The organism is Halorubrum pallidum, assembly GCF_055380345.1.
In genome coordinates, this window is record NZ_AP043945.1 from 409,789 (window position 1) to 435,038 (window position 25,250).

The window sequence follows — 25,250 nt, forward strand, 5'->3', positions numbered from 1 at the left end:
GCTTCGGGTGGACGTTCGTGTCGTTTTGGTCCGGCGACGAGCGCTCACACCGCGACCAGCTTGTAGCACATCCCGGCCTCCTCCGACTCCTCGGGCGCGCGCTCCGCGTAGTAGATCGCGTCGTCGGTGACGAGCGGCGCGCTGGTCACGTCGCCGCGACCCTCGACCGTCCAGCTCACCGAGCCGTCCTCGCGGTCGAGCGCGTAGAGGTTGGCGTCGTACGAGCCGACGAGGACGTGGTCGTTCGTCGCGACTGCGCTCCCGGTGATCCAGCCGTTCGTCGGCGTCGACCACTGCTCCTCGCCGGTCGCGAGGTCGATCGCGTAGCAGTTGCCGTCGTGGCTGCCCACGTACACCGTGTCGTCGCGGACCGCGGGCGCGCACATGACCATGTCGTCGGTCTCGAACTCCCAGATCCGCGAGCCGTCCTCGACGTCGACGGCCGTGACCGTCTCGGCCCACGACGGAACGACGGCGATACCGCGACTGATCGCGATCGGGGCCTTCGAGTCACCGCCGGTGTCGTATCGCCACGCGCGCTCGCGGTCCGAGAGCGACCACGCGTAGCAGTACCCGTCGTTCGATCCGAACAGGAACCGGTCGCGGTCGAGGTCGATCGCGACCGTCGAGTGGGGGTGGTCGGTCGGTCGGCGGTCACGCTCCTCGATCTCGCCGCTTTCGGCATCCATCACCACGACGCTCCCGCTCGGTGTCGCGTGTTCGACGGCGACGTACAGCTTCCCCTCGTAGTAGGTCGGGCTGGCGGCGGCGGCGTCGCCGACCCCGGTCTGCCAGTCGATCTCGCCGCTCTCGACTGCCACCGCCGAGACGACGCCGTCGTAGGTGCCCACGTACGCCGTGCCCTCGGCGATCGCGGGTGTCCCGTGGCTGCCGCGGTCGTCGTCGGAGATCGAGGTCGACCAGTTCGTCTCGCCGTCAGGCGAGAGCGACCGGATCCGCCCGGTGTCGTCGGCGATGAGGATCGCGCCGTTGGGGGCCTGTATCGGGCTCCCCTTCGAGGCGGTGTGGTCGCCCCGGTTGGTCGGGACGGCCCACTCGACCTCGACGCGGCCCGGGACCGTCGCGTCGATCGATCCGGAGTTCCGCAAGCCCTGTCGGAACTGCGTCGTGAGTCCGTCGGGCGACTCGGGCCGGCTGGATAAGTCGATCGCCTCTGTTGACCCGTCGGTTCCGTCCGACGGATCGTCCTGCTCGGACGAGGAGCTGCCTTGGAGGGCGCTACAGCCGGCGAGTCCCGCGAGGCCGACGCCGCCGGCGGTACGGAGCCAGCCGCGGCGCGTGAGTTCGGGCATGAGGGGTGATTCGAGGGAAGAGATAAAAAGCCACCTCGGTCGAGCCGAGACGCTCCCGACGTCGGTGTGAGAGGGACGGAAGAGACGGCGGCGACCTCGAAACCCGAGCGAAGCGAGGATCGATTTCCGTCCCAGAAATGGGCTCGGGCGGGTTCGAACCTCACTCACTCCTCTCGCTTCGCTCGCTCCGTTCCCTGTTTCGAACCGCGCCGTCCATACCTGCGGCTCGCGGAGTGCTCGCCACAGGTATGGGCTCGGGCGGGTTCGAACCGAAGAAAGACGGTCGTCTCGCTTCGCTCGACGCTGCGTCTTTCAGGGTTCGATCGCCCTCGCATACATTTTTGTGACTCATTTCGTTCGTCCCAGAAATGGGTTCGGGCGGGTTCGAACCAGAATCAGACGTGCTCGCTCACTTCGTTCGCTGCGCGCGACTGATAGGGTTCGAACCGCGCCGTCCATACCTGCGGCTCGCGGAGTGCTCGCCACAGGTATGGGCTCGGGCGGGTTCGAACCGCCGACCTCAGCCTTGTAAAGGCCGCGTCATGACCAGCTAGACCACGAGCCCCCACCGTCTCAACCGGCCGTGAGCGGAAAACGGTTTCTTTCTCCGACGCGAACGTCGACCGTGCGCCGCCGTGCCCTCGAGATCGCTGCGACCGCGTCCGCCGTCACCCTCCTCGTCGCCGTCGCGGTCGCGGTCGATCCGACCCTCCTGATCGCGGGGTACGAGACGACGACGGTCGAGGCAGTCGACGGCGAGTCGAACGCGTCGCTCGCGAGCGTCGAGGCCCGCGTCGCCGACGGGTTCGTGAAACAGTACGTCGGCCTCTCCGCCGCGGCCGACCTCCCCGCCGACCGCGGCATGCTGTTCGTCCACGGCGACACGGCCGAACGCGCCTACGTGATGCGAGACATGGCGTTCGGGCTCGACATCGTCTTCGCCGACGCCGACGGGACGGTAACCGCGATCCACGAGGCGGAGCCGGAGACCCGACCGTTCACTCGGTACCGCGGCACGGGGCGGTACGTCCTCGAAGTGCCGCGCGGCTGGAGCGATCGCCACGGTGTCGAGGCCGGCGATCGACTCGTCTTCGACGTCGAGTAGTCGGGGTAGACGGCCGTCTCCGGAGCGTCTCCGGAGCGTTTCCCGGCCGGCGACGAAACCGATTTCCCCCTCGCAGGCGTCCGCCCGAGCATGACCGGCTTCCTCCGGCGGATCGCCTGGAACCTGCGGCACCGCTGGCGGCGGGTGTTCGCCCTGCTCGTGCTCGGTGGCGGCGTCGCGGCTCCCCTCCTCACCGGCGTCTGGTGGACGCTCCCGCTCGTCTGGTTCTTCGGGCTGTGCGTCGCGCTCCCCGTCTTTCACACTCTCACGAAACCCCTCCCGGACGCGGGCGACGCGACTGGAGACGCGGACGCCGAACCCGTCGACCCCGCGCTCGACGCGCTGCGTGAGCGCTACGCCCGCGGCGAGATTGGCGACGACGAGTTCGAACGGCGACTGGACCGGCTCCTCGAAACCGAGAACGCCGAGACCGGAGACGGCGTTCGTTCGGCCGGCGACGACGTCGCCGATCGGGTCCGCGACGGGATCCGTCGGGAGATAGAACGGGTCCGCGAGTGATGTCGGGGGTCCTGACGTTCCCGGTCCGCGGATCGCCCCGAGCCGACGCGCTCCTCGTCGGCGGCGGGCTCCACCTGCTCGCGGTGTGGGTGCCGCTGCTCCCGTTCGTCGCCGTCGCGGGGTACCTCTCGCGAGTGCTCGCGGCGACCGCGACCGCCGAGTCGCACGTCGAGCCCGACCGACCGGGGTGGCGACCGGTCGGCGCACTGTTCCGCGACGGCCTCCGAGTGACCGTGACGACGGTCGGCTACCTCGCGGTTCCCCTCTTCCTCCTCGTCGTGACCCTCGGCGGCCCGCTCGAAGGGTTCGACCCGACCGGCACGACGGACGGACTCCTCTTCACCGTCGGATCGACGGTGTCGACGCTGCTTTCGGCTGCGATCTGTTATCCCCTCCCAGCGGCGGTCGCCGCGGTCGCCCGCGAGGGGACGCTCCGCGCCGCGGTCGACACGACGCTCGTCGGCGCGGCCACACAGGACGCCGGTTACCTCGTCGCGACCCTGCTCGCCGCGGGCGGGCTCGGCCTCGCCGCCGCGGCGTACGGACCGCTGAACAGGATCGCGCTCGGATTCTTCTGTCTGTTCTACGTCGAGGTTGTCGCCGCCGCCGCGATAGGTCGAGCGACCGGTCGCGCGTGGCGACGGCGGGGCGTCTGAGCGATCGGCGCACTCGGCGGTCCCGACGCGTTGCGCGCTTCGAGAAACAGCGACCGCGGTCAGACGCGCGTGTCGTCTAACTCGGCCTCGTCGAGCGATCGGCTGTGGACCGCGTCGCCGGAATCTCCGTCGAACACGTGGATCGCGTTCTCGGGAATCTCGACGGTCACCTCCGCTCCGCTCTCGATCCGACGGAGGCCGTTCACGGTCGCGACGAGGTCCGGCCCGTCCGCGAGCAAGAGGTGGATGACGTTCTCGTCGCCCATCGGTTCGACGACCGTGACGGTCGCGTCGAACGCGTGGTCCCCGGTCGCGTCGCCGCCGTCGGCGTCCGCGCTCGCGGTGACCGACAGGTCCTCGGGCCGGATCCCGAGCGTCGCGTCGTCGACGGCGGCGACGGCAGCCCCCGCCTCGTCGCCGAGGGAGTAGCGAAACGCCCCGTCGACGAGCACTGCGTCCTCGACCGCGCAGTCGACGAAGTTCATCGACGGCTCGCCGATGAATCCGGCGACGAACTGGTTCGCGGGCCGGTGATACGCCTCCAGCGGCGTCGCCACCTGCTGGAGTTCACCGGCGTCGAGGATGGCGATCCGGTCGCCCATCGTCATCGCCTCCGTCTGGTCGTGGGTGACGTAGACGGTGGTGGTGTCGAGGTCGTCCTGCAGCTGTTGCAGCTCCGTGCGCATCTGCGAGCGGAGCTTCGCGTCGAGGTTGCTGAGCGGCTCGTCCATCAGGAACGCCTTCGGCTCGCGCACGATGGCCCGGCCGAGCGCGACGCGCTGCCGCTGCCCGCCGGAGAGCGCGCCGGGCTTCCGGTCGAGTAGCTCGGTGATGTCGAGGAGTTCGGCCGTCTCGTCGACGCGAGCGTCCATCTCGTCGCCGCCGAGGTCGGTCGATTCCTCCAGTCCGAACCGCATGTTCTGTCGGACGGTCATGTGCGGGTACAGCGCGTAGCTCTGGAACACCATCGCGATGTCCCGCTCCGACGGCCCCTGCTCGTTCATCCGCTCGCCGTCGAGACGGATCTCGCCGTCGGTGATCGTTTCGAGCCCGGCGACCATCCGGAGCGTCGTGGATTTCCCGCAGCCGGACGGGCCGACGAGGACGAGGAACTCCCCGTCCGCGATGTCGACGTCCACATCGTCTACAGCGAGGACGGAGCCGTCCCCCTCGCCGAAGCGTTTCGTCACCGAGTCGAGTTCGAGTTGTGCCATGATTAGTCACCTGCGACGCCTTTCGCGAACTGTTCACCGAAGAGGACGTACACAACGAGCGTCGGTAGCGCCGCGACGAACGCCCCCGCCATCTGGAGGTTAAACTGCTGGACGAACGACCCCTGTAGCTGGTTCAACGCGACCGTCACCACTTGGTTAGACGGGTCACTGACCAGCACGATGGCGAACAACAGATCGTTCCAGATCTGCGTGAACTGGTAGATGAGTGTCACCGCGAAGATCGGGATCGACAGCGGAAGGATGATCCGCCGGTAGATCGTCGCCGCCGACGCCCCGTCCAGCCGCGCCGCCTCCAGCATCTCGTCGTCGATCGTCGCGTAGTACGAGCGGAAGAGCACGGTACAGATCGGAATCCCGTAGGCAACGTGGGTGATGCTCAGATTGATCAGTCCCTCGTTGTCGTCGACGATCGCGAGCGGGATCCGCCCGCCGATGTCGACGAACGACCAGAACTGCGTCAGCGGCACGAGCACCGCCTGGTACGGGATGAACACGCCGGCGACGAACAACACGAGCACGCCGATCTGCCCACGCCAACTGAGGTTCGTCAGGCCGTAGGCCGCGAGCGACCCGAAAAGCGCCGACAGCACCGTCGCCGGCACCGCCATCAGCGCGCTGTTCAGCAGACCGTTCGAGAGCCGCTCGAACGCGGTTCCCCACGCGGAGAGGGTGAACTCGTCGATCGGCGGGAGCGCGAACGGCGTCGTCGTCCGGAAGCCGTCCGGCGTCTTGAACGCCGTCATGAACCCGGATTCGAGCGGCGCGAGGTAAAATGCCACCAGCGCGAGCAGCACCGCGTACAGCGCGACGCGCGTCCGGTCGAGGCTCGCGACCGTCGTCTGGAGTCTGTCCGCGGCGCTCATAGCTCACCCCGCCGGTACTGCACGTAGAGGTACGGACCGATCACGCCGAGCGTCATCGCGAACAACACCATCGCGACCGCGGAGCCGTACGCCCACTGGATCCGATCGAACGCGACGCGGTACATCATCACCGAGAGGATGTCCGCCGACTGCCCGGGGTTGACGCCGAACAGCACGAACAGGAAGTCGAACGCCTTGAGCGCGAACACGACGAGCACGACCGCCGCGGACATCGTGGATGCCCGCAGCTGCGGGATGATCACGCGCCAGTAGAGCTTGACCGTCGACGCGCCGTCGATGCGGGCCGCCTCGTACTGCGACTCCGGTATCGCGCGGAGGCCGGCGAGGTACACGACCATGCAGTATCCCGAGAACTGCCACATCAGCGCGAAGATGATCGCCGCCAGCTTGAACTGCGGGTCCGCGAGCCACGCCTGCGTCAACGCGTCGAGCCCGACCCCCCGAAGCGCCTCGTTGATGAGTCCGTTCGAAGGGTTGTACATCCACGACCAGAAGATCGCCGTGACGACGAACGAGAGGCTCATCGGCAGCAGGTAGATCGTTCGGAACGTGTTCTCGATCCGGATCTTCTGGTCGACGAGGATCGCCACGAGAAGGCCGAGGATCAGCGAGAGCACCGTGAACGCGACGAGCAACACCAACGTGTTCCGGAACGCCGCGGCGAACGACGGGTCCGAGAGCAGCCGCGCGTACATTTCCGTCGACAGCGACGAGTAGTCGGGGCTGCCAAGCCCTTCCCACCCGGTCAGCGAGATGACGAAGTTCCACGCGATGGCCCCGTACACGAAGAAGAACACCAGGATCGCCGGCGGGCCCCAGAACGGGATCGACTCGAGGAACCGACTGCGGCGGAGGCGGGCGAACGCGGACGCGTCGTCGCCGACGGCGGAGTTCGTCGCGTCGCTCGCGCCGTCTGCGACGGTTCCGCCGTCGGTCCGGGCCGACGGCTCCTCGCGGAGAGACGACCCGTCGGTGTCGGGTGACGGTTCGTCGGCGTCGCGCGTCAGCGCCGCAAAAATCCGTGACGTCATCGGCTCAGAACGAGTTGACGATGCCGTCGTAGGCGGCGTCGACGTCCTGGTTGCCGTTGAAGTTGGCGAAGGTCTCCTCAAGTGAGGACTGGATCGCCGGTGCGACCGCCGTGCCGTGTGCGATCGCCGGCGGCTGCGTGTTCGAATTCTGGAAGTCCTCGAACTGCCGGGAGAGGAAGTCGCCGAACTCGTCCATCGGGACGTCGGTGCGCGGCGGGATCGACCCCTTGACCGGGTTGAACCGCTCCTGGGCGTCGACCGAGCCGGCGTAGTTGAGGAACTGCTCCGTCGCCTCCGGCGAGGGGTTGCCCGTCGGGAAGACGAACGAGTCGATGACGGACTGGTAGACGCTGGAGGTGCCGGGGAACGGCACCATGTCCCAGTCGCTCTCGAACTCGAAGTCCTCGGCCGACCGGTACTGACCGGCCGCCCAGTCGCCCTGGTGGAGGAACGCGGCGTCGCCCGCGATCACGTCGTTGTTGCCCTGGTCCCAGCTGATCGAGCCGGCGTCCTCGGGGATGTACTCGAGGTAGTCGGCGAGCAGCTCCAGCGCCGAGCGGACCTCGTCTTCGAGCCCCGAGACGTCGCCGCCGATCAGGGTCTGGTAGGCGTCGACGCCCTGTTCGCCGATGAAGATGCTCTCCCACAGCTGGAGAGAGGACCACGGGCTCTGGGTCTGGTGCGCAAGCGGCGTGACGTCGGTCTCCGCGTCGAGCGTCTCGAAGACGCCGAGAAGCCCCTCCGGCCCGTCGATGTCGGTGGCGTCCACGTCGGCGTCGTCGAGGACGCTAACGTTGTAAAACAGGTTATTCAGCCGGTGGATGTTGATCGGGACCGCGACGAGGTTCCCGGCGGGCTGCGCGAGGTCGACGACGTCGTCGAGGTACGCGTTTCGCATCTCCTCGTCCCACACGGAGTCGCCGATGTCTTCGAGGAGGTCCTCGTTCGTGTACGGCGTGAGCGCCTGTCCGGGCCAGATCTGGAACGTGCTCGGCGGGTTCCCGTCGATGACGCGGTTCTGGACGACGGTGTCGATCGCGGAGCCAGCGCCGCCGGGAGCCGGGTTGTCGACGATCTCGACGTCCGGATGCTCCTCTCGGAAGCCGTCGAGGAGGGCCTGATACGCGTCCTGCTCGCCGCCGGCGGTCCACCAGTGGATGATCTCCAGTTCGGTAGAGTCGCCGCCGTCCGACCCGTCACTGCCGTCCGACCCATCGGATCCGTCACTGCCGTCACTGCCGTCCGACCCGTCGCCGCCGTCACCGCCGCCCGAACACCCGGCGATCCCCACGGTCGCGAGGGTGCCAGCGCCGGCAACGTAGTGGCGGCGAGTGAGTCGGTCGGCCTCATCGGTTGGACTGTCTCGTGTCATGTGTTCTTTGTTTCAGGGGCCGCGTACTTAACGATTGATGTTCATTTACTCCGATGGTTAATAAAAACCCGATGACCTGATATGAGGTCTGTGGGCCCGGAATTGGGCAGATACGCGAGAACGACCGACTAGTGAGATCGCCACATGGCTGCTCTGTGTTGCCGTAGTATATGTATCTAATACTAAACAAGACAAGGGCCAGTCGTCGCCTCGCCGACCGACCGATTCTTGAGCGCTCGTCACCGACACCCGTGCATGGAGGGACCGCTGTGGATCGACGCGCACGCTCCCGCGCTCGACGAAATCCGACAGGAGGAGGCGCGCGAGCGGCTGGAGCGCGCGGTCGACGAGCCGATGAACCTCGTCGTGCAGGGGCCGCCGGGAGTCGGGAAGACGGCGGCGACGCGGGCGCTGACGCGGGCCGCACACGACCGCCCCGAGAGCGACCTGATCGAGATCAACGTCGCCGACTTCTTCGGGCGGACGAAAAAGGAGATCCGGACGGACCCCCGATTCGAGGGGTTCCTGCAGGGGCGCGGCCGGATGGCGAAACGCGACATGATAAACCGCGTGTTGAAGGAATCGGCGTCGTACGCGCCGATGTCCGGCGAGTACAAGACGGTCTTGCTCGACAACGCCGAAGCGATACGCGAGGACTTCCAGCAGGCGCTCCGGCGTGTGATGGAACAGCACCACCGGACCACGCAGTTCGTGATCGCGACCCGGCAGCCGTCGAAGCTCATCGCGCCGATCCGCTCGCGGTGTTTCCCGGTGCAAGTCCGGTCGCCGACGACCGACGAGACCATAGACGTGCTTGAGACGATCTGCGAGCGGGAGGACGTGTCCTACGACGCCGACGGGCTGGAGTTCGTCGCCAGCGCGGCCGGAAGCGACCTCCGCGAGGCGATCCTCTCGGCACAGGCGACCGCGGTGGAGGGCGGCGAGGTCACGATGTCGGCCGCCTACGAGACGCTCGGCGAGGTCGGCGACGACGACGCGATCCGCGAGGCGCTCGCCGCCGCGCGAAACGGGGACTTCGGCGACGCGCGCTCGACGCTCGACGACCTGCTCGACGAAGGAGGATACGACGGCGGAGAGCTGCTCCGCGAGACCCTCCGCGTCGCTCGCGCCGGGTCGGCGTACGACGGCGCGGACCTCGCCCGGCTCCACGTGCTCGCCGGGGAGGCCGACCTCGACCTGACGGACGGGCTCGACGACCGGCTCCACCTCACCCACCTCCTCGCGGCGTGGGCCGCCGGTCGCACCGAGCTCGAACCGCCGCTTCGCGAGCCCGCGGAGGCCTGACGATGGCGCGTGACCCCCCGCTCGCGCGGGCGCTCCCGTTCCCGGTCGTCGACGCCGCGTGGCGGCTGGCGCTCGTCCCCGCGGTCGCGGCCGCCGTGACGCTACCGCTCGTTCCCCCCGTCGGCGTCGCCCTGACTGCGCTCGCGCTCGGTGTGCTCTGGTTCCACCGCGACCCCGACCGCGCGCCCCCGGACGCCGAGGGCGTCGTCGTCTCGCCCGCGGACGGCACCGTCTCCGTGATCCGCGAGGAGGGGGACCGGCTCCGCGTCGGCGTGTTCATGAACGTCACTGACGTGCACGTGAACCGCGCGCCGCTCCCCGGAACGGTCCGCGAGGTCAGACACCGCCCCGGCGCGAACCGCCCGGCCTTCGACAAGGAGTCCGACCGCAACGAACAGGTCGCCATCGACTGCGACGAGTACGAGCTTCTGGTCATCGCCGGCTGGTTCGCCCGGCGGATTCACCCGTCCGTCGACGCCGGCGACAGCGTCGATCGCGGCGAACGCGTCGGCCACGTCTCGTTCGGGTCGCGCGCCGACGTGGTGCTGCCGGCGGACGTGCGCGAGTCCGACCTCCGCGTCGCCGAGGGCGACTCGGTTCGCGCGGGCGAGACGATCATCGCGGAGCGGCCCTGACGCTCATCGCCGAGCGGCCCTGACGCGCCGAGAGCGTCTGTCGCGTCACCCCCGTTGACCACCTATTTATCCGACCGCGCCCACGGGCCGTTCATGACCGCATCACGCGCGCCGACCGACCCCGAGGTACGGGAGTTCGAGGCGACGGTCGCCTCCGTCTCGGGGCGCGAACTCGTCCTCGACGAGACGTACTTCTACCCCGAGTCGGGCGGCCAGCCGGCGGACCGCGGCACCGTCGACGGCGTCCGCGTCGCTGACGTGACGGAGCGAGACGGCCGGGTCGTCCACGAACTCGACGCGGACGCCGGCGAGATGCCCTCGCCGGGCGAAGCCGTCGCGGGGGTCGTCGACGACGCGTTCCGCACGTACTGCACTCGGGCACACACCGCCTCGCACGTCCTCTACGGCGCGGCTCGACGGACCTGCGAGGACCTGGGCTACGCCGGATTCGACATCGCCCCGGAGAAGGTGCGCGTCGGCCTGACGACCGCTGAGCCGCTCTCCGACGCCGACCTCGTCGAGTTGGAGCGGCTCGCGAACCGCGCCGTCTGGGAGTCGCTTCCGGTGTCGTGGGAGACTCGTCCCGAGAGCGAGGCCCGCGCCATCGACGGGATAGCGTTCAACACCAAGACCGAGGAGGGTGCGATGAGCGGGGGAGAGGCCGTCCGCGTCGTGACGATCGGAGGGGGCGGCGGCGATGCGGGCGGCGGCGATGCGGACGGCGGCGGTGAGACCGGCGCAGACGGTGAGGCGGGCAACGCCGCCGACCCGTGGGACGTCGCCGCCTGCGGCGGCACCCACGTCCGGACCACCGCCGAGATCGGGCCGATATCGGTGCTCGACCGCTCGAACCCGGGCGAGGGGGTGACCCGAGTCGAGTTCGCCGTCGGGCCGACAGCCGTCGACCACGGCGCGGCGGTCCACCGCGCCGCCCTCGACGCGGCCGCGTCCCTCGACACGCGGATCGCGGACCTCCCGGACGAGATAGATCGGGTCCGCACGGAGGCGGACCGGCTCGAATCCGACCTCTGGGACGCTCGCAGCGACCTGCTCGCCGCGCGGCTGCGCGAGTTCGAGACGACCGACATCGACGGCGTGACGTGGGCGGTCGGGTCGGTCGGTGACGCGGACCCGAACGCCCTCCGCGGCCCCGCGGACGCGATCGTCGGCGGCGGCGTCGCAGACGATCCGGCCGGACAGTCCCCGGACGCGCTCGCGGCGGTCGGCGGCGGCGACGCGCCGTTCGTGGTCGTCGCGGTCGCGGACGACGCGAGCGGCGACGGATCGACCGGCGACGAGGCGGCCGGCCCGGACGCCGGCGATCTCGTCGACGCTGTCACGGACGCGTTCGGCGGCGGTGGCGGCGGTGGCCCGACGTTCGCACAGGCGGGCGGGCTCGACGCCGACCCGGACAGCGTGGTCGCATGGCTGCGGGAGCGATGACCGGCAAGCTCGACCCGACGGCGCTCGCCGAGGTGCTCGCGGCGACCGGCTCGGACGACCCGGCGGTCGCGACCGGTCCCGCCTACGGCGAGGACGCGGCGGCGATCGATCTCGCGGGCGCGGACGCGACGCTCGTCGTCGCCGCCGACCCGCTGTCGCTGGCGGCAGACGCAGTCGGGGAGCTCGCGGTCCACGTCGCCTGTAACGACGTGGCCGCGAGCGGCGCGGACCCGCGGTGGCTCACGCACACGCTCTTTCTGCCCGACGCCGACCCCGAGCGCCGCCGGGCGGTCACCGAACAGGTCGACGAGACGGCGAGCGGTCTGGGGGTCGCGATCGTCGGCGGCCACACCGAGGTGTTGCCGTCGCTCGCGCGCCCGCTCTGTTCGATGACCGCACTCGGCACCACGGACCGGTTCGTTTCCAGCGCCGGCGCGGAACCCGGCGACCGACTCCTGCTCACGAAGGGCGCGGGGATCGAGGCGACGGCGATCCTCGCGACGGACTTCCGCGAGGCGTGTCTGGACGCCGGCGTCACGGAAGCGACGCTCGACGCCGCAGCCGGGTTCCTCGACGACGTGAGCGTCGTCGCCGACGCGGCCGCGGTGCGGGACGCGGCGACCGCGATGCACGACCCGACCGAGGGCGGCCTGCTGACCGCGCTCGTCGAGACCGCTCGCGCGAGCGGGACCGTCCTGTCCGTGGAGCGCGACCGGGTCCCGGTTCGTTCCGAGACGCGGGCCTGCTGTGACGCGCTCGGCGTCGACCCCTTGGCGACGTTCGGCTCCGGGGCGCTGCTCGCCGCGGTCCCGCCGGACCGGGTCGATGAGGCCCGTGCGTCGCTCCGCGGTGTCGGGATCGACTCGGGCGTGATCGGAGAGGTGCGGGAGATATCCGCTCCGACCGATCGCGGCGACCGCGGCGCGAGCGGGGCCGTTTCCCTCGACGGTGAGCGGATCGCGGAGCCGCCCCGCGATGAGCTGTACCCGCTGTGGGAGGCTCGGTGACGCCGCCCCGATCGTTCATCTTTTTCCGTGTGGGATCGAACCGAACGCCATGACTGGCGCACGCGTCGGCTCGTCACTCACGGACGAGCAGGCGGCGATCCGCGATCTAGTCCGGGAGTTCGCGGCCGACGAAGTCCGTCCCGGAGCCGGCGAGGCGGACGCGACCGAGACGTTCCCGGAGGGCGTCTGGGACGGGCTCGCGGATCTCGGCCTGACCGGCCTGACGGTCCCGGGGGAACACGGCGGGTTCGACGCCGACGCGACGACGTACGCGATCGTCAACGAGGAACTCGCGCACGGCAGCCTCGCGGTCGCGACCGCGCTGTCGGTCCACTGCCTCGCGACCTCCTGTCTCGCCGAGTTCGGCAGCGACGACCAGCGCGCGGCGTGGCTCCCCGAGATGGCCGAAGGGCGTCCGGTCGGGATGTTCTGTCTCTCGGAGCCGCACGCTGGATCGAACCCCGCCGAGATGTCGACGACCGCCGCGTACGACGCCGAGACAGACGAGTACGTCCTGAACGGCGAGAAGCAGTGGATCACGAACGGTGAGCGCGGCGGCGTCGCGATCGTCTTCGCGAAGGCGACCGACGGGGACGAGTCGCCCGACGAGGCGGAGCCGGCCGACGGCGACGACGCGAACGGACCCGTCGACGGCCGCGCCGATACGAGCAAGCCCGTCGACGGAGACACGATCACCCAGTTCCTCGTGCCCGCTGACGCGTCCGGATTCGAGGTCGGCAAGCGAGAGGAGAAGCTCGGGCTCCGCGCCTCGGACACCACGGGAATCCGCCTCGACGACTGCCGAATCCCGGCCGAAAATCGGCTCACCGAGGTAGGTGACGGGCTCTCTGCGGCGTTCCGGACGCTCACGAGAGGGCGGGTCGGGATCGCGGCGCAGGCGGTCGGAGTGGCGCAGGCCGCGCTCGACGAGGCGACGTCGTACGCGACCGAGCGCGAGCAGTTCGATCGCCCGATCGGAGACATCCAGACGATCCGACACAAACTCGCGGAGATGGCGACGGACGTGTCGGCCGCGCGGCTGCTCGTCCGCGAGGCGTGTCGGCAGGCGGAGGCGGGAGAGGACTACCGCGTCGCCGCCTCGAAGGCGAAGTACCGCGCGAGCGAGGCCGCGATGTCAGTGACGAACGAGGCGGTCCAGATCCACGGCGGCTACGGGTACACGACCGAGTTCGACGTGGAGCGCTTCTACCGCGACGCGAAGATCACGGAGATCTACGAGGGGGCGACGGAGATCCAGAAGACGATTATCGCTAGGGGCCTGTTGAACGAACGATGACTGACGACGCCGACCTCTCCGGGCAGCCCGCTCTCCGGATCGCGGACTACGACGCCATCGTCTACGACCTCGACGGCACCCTCGTCGACCTCGCCGTGGACTGGGACGCCGTCGCAGAGGCGGTGCTCGACGTGTACGGCGAACACGCGGTGAAACCGCCGACGGGGGATCTGTGGGGGTTGCTCGGCGCGGCCGACGAGTACGGGATCCGCGAGACCGTCGAGGCGACGATCGCGGAGTACGAGCGGGCCGGCGCGCGCAACTCGACGCTGCTCCCGCTCGGGACGCGGCTCGCCGAGGCGGGGCACAGCGCGGACGTCGGCGTCTGCTCGCTCAACTGCGAGGCGGCCTGCCGGGTCGCGATCGAGACGCACGGGCTCGACGCGGCGCTCGATTCGGACGCCGTCGTCGGCCGCGACACCGCCGAGACGTACAAGCCCGAGCCGGAGTCGCTGCTCGCGGCGGTCGAGCGCCTCGGAGCCGCCCCGGACCGGACCCTCTTCGTCGGTGACTCCGAGCGCGACGCCGTGACCGCAAAGCTCGCGGGCACCGGCTACGCGTGGGTGTCGGAGTTCCTCGACTGACGCGCCGAGCGGGACTCAGTCGGCGTCGGTCTCGGGTTCGGTGTCCTCTCCGTCCTCGCGGTCGACGCCGCCGTCTCCGGCGTCGGTCCGTTTCGCGTAGAGCGCGACGACGACGGCGGTGAGAAACCAGATCGGCGCGCCGACGCGGACCGCGAACGCCGCGCGGGCCCCCCAGGAGTCCAAGGCGACGAACCCGGAGAGGACGGCGACGACCGGCGCGCCGACGAGGATGGTGACGACGAACGTCGTCTGCATCACCCAGCCGTAGTCGACGCCCTCGTAGTCGGCCCGCTCGACGGGTTGCACGACCCGGTCTCCGCGCCGAACCGACAAATCGGTGGCGGTCCCCGGTCGCCCGGTGTGACCGTTATTTGATTGCCTCCGTGTCGGTCGTCTGCGCCGAATTCGGCGATTTTAACCGGTCGCACCGGCGTGTTCGGAATATGACCACGACGCGGGGACTCCGGGACAGCGAGGATCCGATCACGATGTTGACCGCCTACGACGCGCCGACCGCGGCGATCGTCGACGAGGCCGGGGTCGACGCCGTGCTCGTGGGAGACAGCATGGGCAACGCCGCCCTGGGTTACGACTCGACGCTCCCCGTCACGTTCGAGGAGGTCGCGAGCCGCACGGCCGCGGTCGCCCGCGCGACCGAGGACGCGCTCGTCGTCGCCGACATGCCGTTTCTCTCCTTCGGCGTCGACGAGGCGGAGTCGGTGCGCAACGCCGGGAGGCTCTTGAAGGAGGCGAACGCCGACGCAGTGAAAATCGAAAGCGGCCCGCACACCGTCGAGATGACCCGGCGGATGACCGACGTCGGGATTCCCGTGATGGCACACCTCGGGCTCACGCCACAACACGTCAACCGGCTCGGGGGCTACACCCGGCAGGGGACCGAGCAGGACGCCGCCGAGGAGATAATCGAACTCGCCGGCGAACACGCCGAGGCGGGGGCGTTCGCCTTGGTGTTGGAACACGTCCCAGCCAACCTCGCAGGGGCGGTCACGGAGGCGCTTTCGATTCCGACGATCGGGATCGGCGCGGGCCCTGACTGCGACGGACAGGTCCTCGTGATCAACGACGCGGTCGGGCTCGGCGAGTGGGCACCGCCGTTCTCCCGACAGTTCGGCGACGTGCGCGGTGAGATGCTCGACGCGGTCGAGGCGTACGAGGAGGCGGTGACGAACGGCGAGTTCCCGGCCGCGGAGCACTCGCACGTCGAAGAAGACCTCGAGGGCTTGTACTGAGTCGGAGCCCGCGTCGAAACCGCCGCACCCGGCGTGGGGTATATACGCGTCAGCGGCCTAGCCTCGCGCGTGACAACCCGGACCATCCGCGCCCGCGACCGGCCGGTGTTCGGCGTCGACGTGCAAAGCGGCGACGTTCGCGGCGACGACCCCTCCTACGCCCTCGTGATCTTGGATCCGGTCGACGCCGAGGACCCGGACGCGGCGGACATCGACGTCGATTTCGACGGCCCGGTGGCGCGGGTGACCCGCGACGTGGTGTCGTTCCGGAAGCTCTGTCGGCTGATCGACGACCGCGAGCCGCTGTACGTCGCCACCGACAACGCCTACGAGCTGGCGGCCGACAAAAACGATCTCGTGGGGTTCCTGCGATCGCTGCCCGACGGCACCCGACTCGTGCAGGTGACGGGCGCGGAGCGCCCGGAGCCGCTCTCGCGCGTCGCCTCCAGACACGGGATCCCGTACGGGAAAGAGCCGATGAAGGAGGCAGAGGCGGCCGCGCGACTCGCCGCGGCCAACGTCGGCCACGAGGTGACCGCGTTCACCGACGAGACGCGAGTGAAGGTGTCTCGCGGCCGATCGACCGGAAAGGGCGGCTGGAGTCAGGACCGCTACACCCGGCGGATCCACGGCAACGTCCGGAAGCGGACGCGACAGGTGCAATCGAAGCTGAGGGAGACGAATCTCGATTTCGAGCGCGACGTGACCGAGAAGTACGGCGGCTACGCGAACGCCGTCTTCACCGTCGAGGCTCGGCCGGAGGAGATCCCGGTGTCGAACTCGCGTGCGGGCGACGTGCGCGTCGAGGTCGAGCGCGAGCGCCGCGACGGGATCGAGTACGAGCCGCTGGTGAAGCGCCGCGACCGCGTGATCGTCGGTATCGATCCCGGCACCACCACGGCCGCGGCCGTCGTCGGACTCGACGGCACCGTCCACGCGCTGTACTCGTCGCGGACCGCCGACACCGCCGACGTGACCGAGTGGATAATCGAGCAGGGGCGGCCGATCATCGTCGCCGCCGACGTGGAGCCGATGCCGGAGACCGTCGAGAAGTTCCGGCGATCGTTCGACGCCGCGGGGTGGCGACCGACCACGGACCTCCCGGTCGACGAGAAGCTCCACCGGACGCGAGAGGCGAGCTACGCGAACGACCACGAGCGCGACGCGCTGGCGGCCGCGCTGTACGCGTACGACGACCACGAAGACCAGTTCGAGCGGATCGCCGCCAAGACTCCGCCGCGGCTCGACCGCGAGGCGGTGATCGCGGGTGTCGTGGCCGGAGAGGCGTCGGTGGAGGCCGTCATCGCGGACCTGAGCGAGGACGACGGAGACAGGGACGACGGGGATGGAGACGACGCTGACGAGGCCGATCCCACGGAGCCCGAGCGGACCGAAGAAGAGGAGACGATCCGGCGGCTTCGCGAACGCGTCGACCGGCTGGAGTCGCACGCCGAGTCGCTGGAAGAGGACCTCACAGAGCGCGACGAGCGCGTCGCGGAACTCGAATCGGAACTGGAGGAGGCGAAACGCGAGGAGCGAATCGAGGCGCGCACCCGGCGGGCCGTCTCCCGTCTCGAACGCGAGACCGACCGGCTGGAACGCGAGCGCGACGAGGCCCGCGAGCGGGTCGAAGCGCTGGAGCGGAAGGTGGAGACGCTGAAGGAACTGTGGCGGCTCGACCACTCCAACTTCGGTGACGTCGCCGAGGGACGTGGGCTCGCGAGCGTGAAGGTCGTCGAGCAGTTCACCCTCGACGCGATCGAGGCGGCCGACGAGGCGTACGGGCTCGTCGACGGCGACGTGGTGTACCTTCGTGACGCCTCCGGGGCGGGCCGGCGGACCGCAGAGCGGCTCGCCGAGACGGGACCGCGGGCGGTGATCCGCGACGGGAACCTCTCCGAGGTCGCAGACCAGGTCCTGTTCGACCACGACGTGCCGGTCGTCCCCGTCGACGCGGTCCCGGTCCGCGAGGTCGACGAGCTGGCGGTCGCGGAGGAGGCCGCACTCGACGCGGCGCTCGACGACTGGGAGAATCGCGCGGAGCGCCGGCGGACGGCGGAGAAACAGGAACACCTCGACCGGATTATCTCGGAACACCGGGCAGGACGGACGCTCCCCGAGACAGAGGAGTGAGGCGTCGGTCTCTCACCGGGTTCCGTCGCGTCTCCGCACGCATCCAGAAGTCATATGGCCGACAACCGCACAGTCGGGAGTATGGACGCTCACGAGCTGATCACCCGGAACGCGGCCGAGGTGGTCACCGAGGAGGAGATCGAGGCGCTGGCCGACGATCCCGACGGGAAACGGGCGTACGTCGGCTACGAGCCCTCGGGCGTCCTCCACATCGGACACATGCTCACCGCGAACAAGCTCATCGACCTCCAGGAGGCCGGCTTCGAGGTGACGGTCCTGCTCGCGGACGTACACGCCTATCTCAACGACAAGGGTTCGTTCGAGGAGATCCGCCACACCGCAGAGCGCATGCGCGACCAGTTCATCGCCTACGGGCTCGACGAGTCGAACACGCAGTTCGTGCTCGGCTCGGACTTCCAGCTCGACGACGATTACACCCTCGATCTCCACGCCTTAGAGCTGGAGACGACGCTCGCCCGCGCCGAGCGCGCGATGGCCGAGATCACCTCCGGCGACTCGGTGAAGGTGTCGCAGGCGGTGTACCCGCTGATGCAGGCGCTCGACATCCCGTACCTCGGGGTCGATCTCGCGATCGGCGGGATGGAGCAGCGCAAGGTCCACATGCTCGCACGGGACGTGCTCCCGAGCATCGACCGCGAGCCGCCGACGAGCCTCCACACGCCGCTCATCGCCGACCTCGCGACCGGGCGCGGGAAGATGTCCTCCAGTACGGGCGTCACCATCTCGATGGAGGACTCCCGTTCGGACATCGAGTCGAAGGTGAACGACGCGTACTGTCCGCCGACGGTCGACCCCGAGCCGACCGACGACGGCGAGTCGCGAGAGAATCCCGTACTGCAGGTGTTCGAGTACCACGTGTTCCCGCGGTTCGACACCGTCCGCGTCGAGCGCCCCGAGGAGTACGGCGGCGACCTGGAGTACGACGCGTACGACGCCCTCGAAGCGGACCTGGAGTCCGGAGATCTTCACCCCGCCGACGCGAAGGGCGCGCTCGCGGAGTACCTCGACCGACTCATCGCGCCGGGACGCGAGCAGCTCGCGGAGTAGCGAGACTCAGTCTCGGGTCGCACTCGCGGTGTGACCGGCGAACTCGCAGGTCCCGTCCAGGCAGCTCCGGCCGGCGGCCGTCTCGAATATCGGCAGTCCGCAGTCGCACTCGTCGACGGCGACGCCCGACGGGATCGAGAGCGTCGTCTCGCAGTCGGGGCGGTTCTCGCACGCGAGATACACGCGTCCCGGCGCGAACTCGACGGTCAGTGACCCGTCGCAGTCGGGGCAGTCCCAGACGCGGTCGAAGCGATCGCTGACGGCCGCCTCCATCGGATCGCACGCCGGATCGAGACAGAGGTGAAACGGCTCCCCGCGCTCGACGCGGATTTTCGGGAGCCCGCAGTCGTCACACGTCGCGTCCGTGACGCTCGCGCCCGCCGGGAGCCCCCAGCGCCGTTCGCAGTCGAGACAGACCACGTCGCCGTGCGAGCGCACGAGCGGTCCGCCGTCCTCGGGACAGGTCCCGACGGGTACTCCGGCCACCGTGACGGGGAGCGCGCGGCTCGCCGTCGCCTCCGTCGAGACGATCCGGAGTCGACGGCCGCCGTCGCGGGCGGTGACGGAAAATCCCGCGCCGTCTCCCTCGACGACGACCGAGTCAGGACGGGTGAGCCACGCGACGGGCTGGTAGCCGTCGGCGTCGTGGACGAGCGTGGTGTCGTCCGGTTTGATCAGGACGACGACGCGACCGCGGTAGCTGCGCGAGCGGTCGCCCCGTTCGGTCACCTGACAGTCGCCTGCGAGCACGCGGAGTCGTTCGGGCATACCCCGGCTGGCCGCGGTATCGGTGAAAAGCGGTCGGGACGGATCCGGGGCGCTACTCCACGCGAACCGTCCGCGTCGATCTGACCGGCATCAGCGGGAGGTCCGGGTAGACGACCTCGACGACGAACTCCAGTTCGTCGGCGTCCGGGGGGCCGAACACGCCGACCGGGACGGTCGTCTCTCCGTCGAGATACGTCGTCTGTGCGGTCATCTCCACGTCGTTGACGGTCACCCGAATTCCCGCCCGAGCGCGGCCGGAGACGGTCGAGACGGAGACTTCGCACATGTCGTTCGCGCCGGTGGCGATGGTGTCCGGGAATGCCCCCCAGTCGACCTCGACCCGCGGGCAGTCGCGCGCGGCGTCGACGATGCGCTCCGCGACCGAGCCGCTCATACCGGCGGCTTCGAGTTCGCTCGCGCCAGCGTCGACGACGGCGGCGGGCGAGGTGAGTCCGGCGTCCGCGAGCCGCTCGGCGCGGCCGGATCCGACGCCGTCGATGGCGGTGAGCGCGACCGCTTCCCGGGAGACGCCGTGTTCGACGCGCGCCTCGACGCGACACGCGAGGTTCGCGGCGCGGGGGCCGGCGAACCGGTCGAGGAACTCCGCGAGCGCGGCGAGCAGACGGAGCGCGTTCTGCCGGATCACCCACGCGTCGGAGCGGAGATCCGAGGGGATCGCGTCCGCCATCCCCGCCAGCAGGATGGCGAACACCTTGCGGTGGCCGTCTTCGAGGTCGGTGTCGCGGTCGTCGAGGATCCGGTCGATCGCGTCCGACTCGGCCGCGCGCGCGGAGACGGAGTCGAACTCGCCGGCGGCCGCGACGGTCGCCAACAGCCGGTCGACGGTCAGCGTCTCCCGCTCAGCGAGCCGGTGGAACCTCCGTGCCGTGTCGAGCCGGAGGTAGTACTTCGAGGCGAGTCGCCCGAGTGCGGTCGGTTCGATCGCGAGGTCGTCGGCCGCGACGAACCCGTCGGCGACGAGCGAGTCGAGGGTGTCGCGGACGCGATCGCGCAGCGTCGCGAACTCGTACTCCTCCGGTTCCGACTGCGCGCGAACGTAGTAGAAGGTGGTCTCCAACCACTCCATCACGTCCTCTACTCCCTGTATCGTTCCCATCGCGACCTCCGCGTTGAGGTGCGACTCCAGTTCGCCGGCGAGCCGCGACTCGATCGCTTTTCCCTCCGCCAACAGCTCGCGGTACCGATCGGCGTCGCCGTGGTCACAGACGACCCAGCCGTACCCCACGTCGTCGTATCCCGGACGGCCCGCGCGTCCCAGCATCTGGAGCACGTCGAGCGGGGAGATGTCCGTCTCGCCCTCCAGCGGGTCGTGGTACTTCGTGTCTCGGATGACCACGCAGCGCGCGGGGAGGTTCACACCCCACGCGAGCGTCGAGGTCGAGAAGAGCAGCTTGATCTTCCCCTGTTTGAACCATTCCTCGACGCGGTCGCGGTCGTCCTTTCCGAGCCCGGCGTGGTGGAACCCGACGCCGTCGGTGACGGACTGCCGGAGGGTGTCGTTGGTGAGTTCCTTCGCCTCGTTGTGAAAGTCGTAGTCGCCGCGGGAGTCGATCGGGATGTCTCGCTCGGCGATCTCGTCGCGCGCCTTCTTGGCCGCCTGCACCGTGTCCTGTCGCGAGGAGACGAACACGAGCGCCTGCCCGTCTTCACGGATGTGCGGCTCGGCGAGGTCGAGCGCGCGATAGAGCCGCCGGTACTTGTCTGCGAAGGCGTTCGAGCCGTGCGAGTACGTCTTGACGCCGGTCTCTAGGTCGACAGGTCGGTACGCGTCGCCGAACTCGTACGTCGTCTCCGCGGGGGCGTCGAGCCACGCCGCCACGTCGTCGACGTTCGGCATCGTCGCCGAGAGCGCGACGATGCGAGGGTCTTGGAGCCGTCGGAGCCGCGAGACGGTCACTTCAAGCACCGCGCCGCGCTTCTCCGAGTCGAGCAGGTGGACCTCGTCGATGACGACGCAGTCGACGTCGGTGATGAAGGAGTAGCGCGCGGAGTCGTGCTTGCGGGTGGCGCTGTCGGCTTTCTCCGGTGTCGTCACGAGCACGTCCGCGCGCTCGGCGCGGCGAGGGTTCAGGTCGCGCTCGCCGGAGACGACGTAGACGGAGTACCCCAGCTCCTCGAAGCGGTCCCACTCGCTTTCCTTCTCGTTGGTGAGCGCGCGCAGCGGTGCGACGAAGAGGGCGGTCCCGCCGGCCGCGAGCGTCTTGCAGATCGCGAGTTCGGCGAGCGCGGTCTTGCCGGACGCCGTCGGCGCGGACGCGACGACGTTGTGGTCGGTCTCCAAGAGACCGGGCAGCGCCTCCCGTTGCATCCGGTTGAATTCCTCGAACCCGAAGGCGTCGGCGAACTCCGGCACCGCGTCCGCGACCTTCACGGCGCATCACACCCGTGGACGAGTCGACGGCGACCGGGGCTGTGTCGCATTGGATCGAACCCGGGGCTTCGAGAGCAAAGGCGTTTCTCATGCGCCGCCCGCGACTCGCGTCTGTCCGACTCGGATCTCGACTCTCATGCCACGGGATCCGGTCGGTCGCAGGAGACCCCCATCGTTTAGGTGACCGCGGGCCGACGGACGGGTATGATCCCGTCGTCACCGGTCGTCATCGCCGCCGCCGTACTGCTGGCGCTCGTCGTACTCCTCTGGCTCGTTCGCCGTATCCGCGCTCCGTCGGCCGACGCGCGCGAGTCGAAGCGCGCACACGAGGCGGCACAGCAGCGCGACCCGCCCGTCGACATCGGCGAGACCTACGAGTTCGGCGTCACCGAACTGACAGACCACCACTCCGGCGAGGAAGTGGCAGTGGGCAAGGTGGAGGGGTTCGTTATCTTTACCGAAGACATACCCGGTGACCTCGGGAAAGGCGACGTTATCCGCGCGAAGGTGCTCTCGTTCAACGACGGGCGGACTTCGGCGGACGCGACGTTCGTGTCCCGAGCGTAGGCAGTCGCCCGAGCGGTACGAATACCGTCTCTTGACCGGCCCGACTATCCCGCCCGATCACACTTCCTCGCCGAACATGAGGTTCATACGTGATGACGACGAAGAGACTCCGTAATGGCTCAGGCCGGGAATCAGGACCTCACGGAGCGGTTCATTCAGTTCTACCGTAACTACTACCGCGAGGAGATCGGCGCCCTCGCACAGAACTACCCCAACGAACAGCGCTCGCTGTACGTCGACTACGACGACCTGTTCCAGTTCGACCGCGACCTCGCCGAGGACTTCCGCACGAAGCCGGACCAGATGCGCGAGTACGCCGAGGAGGCGCTCCGGCTCTACGACCTCCCCGCGGACGTCAGCCTCGGCCGGGCACACGTCCGGATCGAGCACCTCCCAGAGAGCATCGACATCCGCGGCATCCGTGTCCACGACGACCATATCGGGAGTCTCGTCTCCGTCAGGGGTATCGTCCGCAAGGCGACCGACGTGCGTCCGAAGGTGACCGAGGCTGCCTTCGAGTGCCAGCGGTGCGGCACGATGACGTACATCCCGCAGGGCGACGGCGGCTTCCAAGAGCCCCACGAGTGTCAGGGGTGTGAGAGACAGGGCCCGTTCCGCGTCAACTTCGACCAGTCGGAGTTCGTCGACTCTCAGAAGCTTCGGATCCAGGAGTCGCCGGAGGGGCTCCGCGGCGGGGAGACGCCGCAGTCGATCGACGTCGATATCGTCGACGACATCACCGGTGAGGTGAGCCCCGGCGATCACGTCACCTGTGTCGGCGTCCTCCACATCGAGCAGGTCGAGCAGGGCAACGAGAAGTCCGCCATCTTCGATCTGTACATGGACGGCGTCTCCATCGCCATCGAAGACGAGGAGTTCGAGGACATGGACATCACCGAGGCGGACAGACGCGAGATCATCGAACTCTCCGACCGCGACGACATCTACGAGGCGATGGTGAACTCCATCGCGCCCGCCATCTACGGCTACGAGGAGGAGAAGCTCGCGATGATCCTCCAACTGTTCTCTGGCGTCACCAAACACCTCCCCGACGGCTCGCGGATCCGGGGCGACCTCCACATGCTCCTTATTGGCGATCCGGGTACTGGTAAATCTCAGATGATTTCGTATGTAGAAAACATCGCGCCCCGGTCGGTTTACACCTCCGGGAAGGGCTCCTCAGCGGCGGGGCTCACCGCGGCCGCGGTACGCGACGACTTCGGCGACGGCCAGCAGTGGTCGCTCGAAGCCGGCGCGCTCGTGCTCGCCGACAAGGGGATCGCGGCTGTCGACGAACTTGATAAGATGGATTCGAGCGATCGCTCCGCAATGCACGAGGGGCTCGAACAGCAGAAGATCTCCGTCTCGAAGGCGGGGATCAACGCGACGCTGAAGGCGCGGTGTTCGCTGCTCGGCGCCGCGAACCCCAAGTACGGCCGGTTCGACCAGTACGAGCCGATCGGCGAACAGATCGACTTGGAGCCCGCACTCATCTCGCGGTTCGACCTCATCTTCACGGTGACGGACAGCCCGGACCCGGAACACGACTCTCGGCTGGCGAAACACATCATCAAGACGAACTACGCCGGCGAGCTGAACACGCAGCGCGAGGAGCTGGCGAGTTCGGAGTTCACCTCGGATCAGGTCGCGGAGGTGACCGAGGAGGTCGCGCCGGAGATCGACGCGGACCTCCTCCGGAAGTACATCGCCCACGCGAAACGCTCCTGTTTCCCGACGATGACGGAGGAGGCGAAGGGACTCATTGAGGAGTTCTACGTCGACCTGCGCTCGAAGGGAGCCGACGAGGACGCTCCCGTGCCGGTCACCGCTCGGAAGCTGGAGGCGATGGTTCGGCTCGCGGAGGCGAGCGCGCGACTCCGGCTCTCCGATACGGTCGAGCGCGAGGACGCCGACCGCGCAACCGACATTGTCGAGTCGTGTCTCAAGGACATCGGTGTCGACCCGGAGACGGGGCAGTTCGACGCCGACGTCGTCGAGACCGGCACCTCGAAGAGTCAGCGCGACCGAATCAAGAACATCAAGGGGCTCATCGCGGACATCGAAGAGGAGTACGAGGAGGGCGCGCCCGTCGACGAGGTGCTCGATCGCGCCGGGGAGATCGGTATGGACCCCGGCAAGGCCGAACAGGAGATCGAGAAGCTCCGTACCAAAGGTGAAGTGTACGAGCCACAGCAGGGACACCTGCGGACCACGTGATGGACCGGATCTCCGCGATACGAAACGTCGAAGATGCCCTCCGGTCGTTCGAGGACGGCGACGCGGATCTCGCCGCGACGGAGCGGCGAGTGGCGGTCGTGTTGCGCACGTACGCCACTGAATTCGAGGGCGAGGACGACGTGTTCCGTGCGGTCGGCGAGGAGCCCGTGGACGGTACGGTCGTGGTCGCGCCCTCGAAGCCGGCCGCACGCGATCGAGTGCTCGCACGCGCTGGCATCGATGTCGGAGCCGGCGACATCGATACGAGTGGCATCGATACCGGCTCACCTGACGTGAATCCCACCGATGGAACTCCCGGTGATCGCGTCGACGATGGGTCAGGAGACCGAAACATCTACGGTGAACTGACAGAGTCGAAAAACGATTCAGTCCCCGAATTCGATATCGAACGCATATGATTTTCAGAGCGGTTCGGAACCGATAAGTTCCGGAACCGACCACCGGAAGT

At 68.9% G+C, this 25,250-nt stretch carries 22 protein-coding genes, 1 tRNA gene and 1 pseudogene; 15 read left to right on the forward strand and 9 right to left on the reverse strand.

The features are described 5' to 3' along the window. Window positions 1-44: 44 nt before the first annotated feature. Window positions 45-1,313 (reverse strand): outer membrane protein assembly factor BamB family protein, encoded by a 1,269-nt coding sequence (locus ACZ45C_RS03670; protein ID WP_460562232.1) that lies wholly within the window; start codon window positions 1,311-1,313, stop codon window positions 45-47. Window positions 1,314-1,804: 491 nt separating this feature from the next. Beyond that, window positions 1,805-1,878 (reverse strand) — tRNA-Val (locus ACZ45C_RS03675). Between the two features lie 60 nt (window positions 1,879-1,938). Here ACZ45C_RS03675 and ACZ45C_RS03680 point away from each other — a divergent pair. The 3 genes from ACZ45C_RS03680 (at window position 1,939) to ACZ45C_RS03690 (ending at window position 3,593) form a co-directional block, all read left to right on the forward strand. Next, entirely contained in the window at window positions 1,939-2,418 is a 480-nt protein-coding gene (locus ACZ45C_RS03680) for a DUF192 domain-containing protein (protein ID WP_460562231.1), read from the forward strand. Between the two features lie 90 nt (window positions 2,419-2,508). Then, on the forward strand, window positions 2,509-2,937 hold the full coding sequence (locus tag ACZ45C_RS03685; protein ID WP_460562229.1) for an SHOCT domain-containing protein: 429 nt from the start codon (window positions 2,509-2,511) through the stop codon (window positions 2,935-2,937). After that, on the forward strand, window positions 2,937-3,593 hold the full coding sequence (locus ACZ45C_RS03690) for a DUF4013 domain-containing protein (RefSeq protein ID WP_460562227.1): 657 nt from the start codon (window positions 2,937-2,939) through the stop codon (window positions 3,591-3,593). Before ACZ45C_RS03685 ends, ACZ45C_RS03690 begins: the two co-directional genes overlap by 1 nt. 59 nt (window positions 3,594-3,652) lie before the next feature. Here ACZ45C_RS03690 and ACZ45C_RS03695 read toward each other — a convergent pair whose 3' ends face one another. Genes ACZ45C_RS03695 through ACZ45C_RS03710 form a run of 4 tightly spaced genes read right to left on the reverse strand, consistent with a single transcriptional unit; the run spans window position 3,653 to window position 8,115 of the window. Continuing rightward, window positions 3,653-4,807 carry an ABC transporter ATP-binding protein gene (locus ACZ45C_RS03695; protein ID WP_460562225.1) on the reverse strand — a complete coding sequence of 385 codons (1,155 nt, stop codon included), beginning with the start codon at window positions 4,805-4,807 and terminating at the stop codon, window positions 3,653-3,655. A 2-nt stretch (window positions 4,808-4,809) separates the two neighbouring features. Continuing rightward, window positions 4,810-5,691: a carbohydrate ABC transporter permease gene (locus tag ACZ45C_RS03700; protein ID WP_460562223.1), complete on the reverse strand. Its 882-nt coding sequence runs from the start codon at window positions 5,689-5,691 to the stop codon at window positions 4,810-4,812. Beyond that, the gene (locus ACZ45C_RS03705; protein WP_460562221.1) at window positions 5,688-6,743 is read right to left on the reverse strand and encodes a carbohydrate ABC transporter permease; all 1,056 of its coding nucleotides are present in this window, start codon (window positions 6,741-6,743) and stop codon (window positions 5,688-5,690) included. The genes ACZ45C_RS03700 and ACZ45C_RS03705 overlap by 4 nt, the downstream gene beginning before the upstream one ends. 4 nt (window positions 6,744-6,747) lie before the next feature. After that, window positions 6,748-8,115, reverse strand: coding sequence for an ABC transporter substrate-binding protein (locus ACZ45C_RS03710; protein ID WP_460562219.1), 1,368 nt, complete (start codon window positions 8,113-8,115; stop codon window positions 6,748-6,750). Between the two features lie 255 nt (window positions 8,116-8,370). On the opposite strand from ACZ45C_RS03710, the gene ACZ45C_RS03715 reads away from it, so the two are divergent. The 6 genes from ACZ45C_RS03715 to ACZ45C_RS03740 all read left to right on the forward strand — a co-directional run bounded on the left by ACZ45C_RS03715 (window position 8,371) and on the right by ACZ45C_RS03740 (window position 14,386). Next, on the forward strand, window positions 8,371-9,420 hold the full coding sequence (locus ACZ45C_RS03715; protein ID WP_460562217.1) for an AAA family ATPase: 1,050 nt from the start codon (window positions 8,371-8,373) through the stop codon (window positions 9,418-9,420). A 2-nt stretch (window positions 9,421-9,422) separates the two neighbouring features. After that, window positions 9,423-10,055 (forward strand): protein sorting system archaetidylserine decarboxylase, encoded by a 633-nt coding sequence (locus ACZ45C_RS03720; protein ID WP_460562215.1) that lies wholly within the window; start codon window positions 9,423-9,425, stop codon window positions 10,053-10,055. Between the two features lie 93 nt (window positions 10,056-10,148). Continuing rightward, on the forward strand, window positions 10,149-11,498 hold the full coding sequence (locus tag ACZ45C_RS03725) for an alanyl-tRNA editing protein (protein ID WP_460562213.1): 1,350 nt from the start codon (window positions 10,149-10,151) through the stop codon (window positions 11,496-11,498). After that, window positions 11,495-12,505, forward strand: coding sequence for an AIR synthase family protein (locus ACZ45C_RS03730; RefSeq protein ID WP_460562279.1), 1,011 nt, complete (start codon window positions 11,495-11,497; stop codon window positions 12,503-12,505). Before ACZ45C_RS03725 ends, ACZ45C_RS03730 begins: the two co-directional genes overlap by 4 nt. 49 nt (window positions 12,506-12,554) lie before the next feature. Then, window positions 12,555-13,802 carry an acyl-CoA dehydrogenase family protein gene (locus ACZ45C_RS03735; RefSeq protein ID WP_460562211.1) on the forward strand — a complete coding sequence of 416 codons (1,248 nt, stop codon included), beginning with the start codon at window positions 12,555-12,557 and terminating at the stop codon, window positions 13,800-13,802. Further along, window positions 13,799-14,386 carry an HAD family hydrolase gene (locus tag ACZ45C_RS03740; RefSeq protein ID WP_460562208.1) on the forward strand — a complete coding sequence of 196 codons (588 nt, stop codon included), beginning with the start codon at window positions 13,799-13,801 and terminating at the stop codon, window positions 14,384-14,386. The genes ACZ45C_RS03735 and ACZ45C_RS03740 overlap by 4 nt, the downstream gene beginning before the upstream one ends. A gap of 15 nt (window positions 14,387-14,401) precedes the next feature. Here ACZ45C_RS03740 and ACZ45C_RS03745 read toward each other — a convergent pair whose 3' ends face one another. Beyond that, window positions 14,402-14,692 (reverse strand): DUF5822 domain-containing protein, encoded by a 291-nt coding sequence (locus tag ACZ45C_RS03745; protein WP_460562206.1) that lies wholly within the window; start codon window positions 14,690-14,692, stop codon window positions 14,402-14,404. A 137-nt stretch (window positions 14,693-14,829) separates the two neighbouring features. On the opposite strand from ACZ45C_RS03745, the gene panB reads away from it, so the two are divergent. From panB to ACZ45C_RS03760, 3 genes are all read left to right on the forward strand, one after another. Further along, window positions 14,830-15,636, forward strand: coding sequence for a 3-methyl-2-oxobutanoate hydroxymethyltransferase (panB, locus tag ACZ45C_RS03750; RefSeq protein ID WP_460562204.1), 807 nt, complete (start codon window positions 14,830-14,832; stop codon window positions 15,634-15,636). Window positions 15,637-15,705: 69 nt separating this feature from the next. Then, entirely contained in the window at window positions 15,706-17,769 is a 2,064-nt protein-coding gene (locus ACZ45C_RS03755) for a DUF460 domain-containing protein (protein WP_460562202.1), read from the forward strand. An 81-nt stretch (window positions 17,770-17,850) separates the two neighbouring features. Next, complete coding sequence (locus tag ACZ45C_RS03760; RefSeq protein ID WP_460562199.1) at window positions 17,851-18,837, forward strand: tyrosine--tRNA ligase; 987 nt, start codon at window positions 17,851-17,853, stop codon at window positions 18,835-18,837. Between the two features lie 6 nt (window positions 18,838-18,843). Here ACZ45C_RS03760 and ACZ45C_RS03765 read toward each other — a convergent pair whose 3' ends face one another. Together ACZ45C_RS03765 and ACZ45C_RS03770 are read right to left on the reverse strand one after the other, a co-directional pair. After that, the gene (locus tag ACZ45C_RS03765; RefSeq protein ID WP_460562197.1) at window positions 18,844-19,605 is read right to left on the reverse strand and encodes a DUF91 domain-containing protein; all 762 of its coding nucleotides are present in this window, start codon (window positions 19,603-19,605) and stop codon (window positions 18,844-18,846) included. Between the two features lie 52 nt (window positions 19,606-19,657). Continuing rightward, a complete protein-coding gene (locus ACZ45C_RS03770; RefSeq protein ID WP_460562195.1) occupies window positions 19,658-21,997 on the reverse strand; it encodes a DEAD/DEAH box helicase in 2,340 nt (779 codons plus the stop codon). Window positions 21,998-22,201: 204 nt separating this feature from the next. Here ACZ45C_RS03770 and ACZ45C_RS03775 point away from each other — a divergent pair, with 204 nt between their 5' ends. The 3 genes and pseudogenes from ACZ45C_RS03775 to ACZ45C_RS03785 form a co-directional block, all read left to right on the forward strand. Continuing rightward, a complete protein-coding gene (locus tag ACZ45C_RS03775) occupies window positions 22,202-22,564 on the forward strand; it encodes a TRAM domain-containing protein (RefSeq protein ID WP_460562193.1) in 363 nt (120 codons plus the stop codon). Window positions 22,565-22,678: 114 nt separating this feature from the next. Further along, window positions 22,679-24,781 carry a minichromosome maintenance protein MCM gene (locus ACZ45C_RS03780; RefSeq protein ID WP_460562191.1) on the forward strand — a complete coding sequence of 701 codons (2,103 nt, stop codon included), beginning with the start codon at window positions 22,679-22,681 and terminating at the stop codon, window positions 24,779-24,781. Further along, window positions 24,781-25,044 (forward strand): annotated as a pseudogene (locus ACZ45C_RS03785) (DUF7854 family protein); the annotation flags it as partial. The gene ACZ45C_RS03780 and the pseudogene ACZ45C_RS03785, both read left to right, overlap by 1 nt. Between the last annotated feature and the right edge of the window lie 206 nt (window positions 25,045-25,250).

Excerpts from the sequence above, each read along its gene's own strand:
- ACZ45C_RS03780 (WP_460562191.1), top strand. The coding sequence starts at position 22,679 with ATGGCTCAGGCCGGGAATCAGGACCTCACGGAGCGGTTCATTCAGTTC.
- ACZ45C_RS03735 (WP_460562211.1), top strand. The coding sequence starts at position 12,555 with ATGACTGGCGCACGCGTCGGCTCGTCACTCACGGACGAGCAGGCGGCG.
- ACZ45C_RS03690 (WP_460562227.1), top strand. The coding sequence starts at position 2,937 with ATGTCGGGGGTCCTGACGTTCCCGGTCCGCGGATCGCCCCGAGCCGAC.
- panB (WP_460562204.1), top strand. The coding sequence starts at position 14,830 with ATGACCACGACGCGGGGACTCCGGGACAGCGAGGATCCGATCACGATG.
- ACZ45C_RS03710 (WP_460562219.1), bottom strand. The coding sequence starts at position 8,115 with ATGACACGAGACAGTCCAACCGATGAGGCCGACCGACTCACTCGCCGC.
- ACZ45C_RS03760 (WP_460562199.1), top strand. The coding sequence starts at position 17,851 with ATGGACGCTCACGAGCTGATCACCCGGAACGCGGCCGAGGTGGTCACC.
- ACZ45C_RS03730 (WP_460562279.1), top strand. The coding sequence starts at position 11,495 with ATGACCGGCAAGCTCGACCCGACGGCGCTCGCCGAGGTGCTCGCGGCG.
- ACZ45C_RS03765 (WP_460562197.1), bottom strand. The coding sequence starts at position 19,605 with ATGCCCGAACGACTCCGCGTGCTCGCAGGCGACTGTCAGGTGACCGAA.
- ACZ45C_RS03685 (WP_460562229.1), top strand. The coding sequence starts at position 2,509 with ATGACCGGCTTCCTCCGGCGGATCGCCTGGAACCTGCGGCACCGCTGG.
- ACZ45C_RS03705 (WP_460562221.1), bottom strand. The coding sequence starts at position 6,743 with ATGACGTCACGGATTTTTGCGGCGCTGACGCGCGACGCCGACGAACCG.
- ACZ45C_RS03670 (WP_460562232.1), bottom strand. The coding sequence starts at position 1,313 with ATGCCCGAACTCACGCGCCGCGGCTGGCTCCGTACCGCCGGCGGCGTC.
- ACZ45C_RS03740 (WP_460562208.1), top strand. The coding sequence starts at position 13,799 with ATGACTGACGACGCCGACCTCTCCGGGCAGCCCGCTCTCCGGATCGCG.
- ACZ45C_RS03775 (WP_460562193.1), top strand. The coding sequence starts at position 22,202 with ATGATCCCGTCGTCACCGGTCGTCATCGCCGCCGCCGTACTGCTGGCG.
- ACZ45C_RS03715 (WP_460562217.1), top strand. The coding sequence starts at position 8,371 with ATGGAGGGACCGCTGTGGATCGACGCGCACGCTCCCGCGCTCGACGAA.
- ACZ45C_RS03720 (WP_460562215.1), top strand. The coding sequence starts at position 9,423 with ATGGCGCGTGACCCCCCGCTCGCGCGGGCGCTCCCGTTCCCGGTCGTC.
- ACZ45C_RS03725 (WP_460562213.1), top strand. The coding sequence starts at position 10,149 with ATGACCGCATCACGCGCGCCGACCGACCCCGAGGTACGGGAGTTCGAG.
- ACZ45C_RS03695 (WP_460562225.1), bottom strand. The coding sequence starts at position 4,807 with ATGGCACAACTCGAACTCGACTCGGTGACGAAACGCTTCGGCGAGGGG.
- ACZ45C_RS03700 (WP_460562223.1), bottom strand. The coding sequence starts at position 5,691 with ATGAGCGCCGCGGACAGACTCCAGACGACGGTCGCGAGCCTCGACCGG.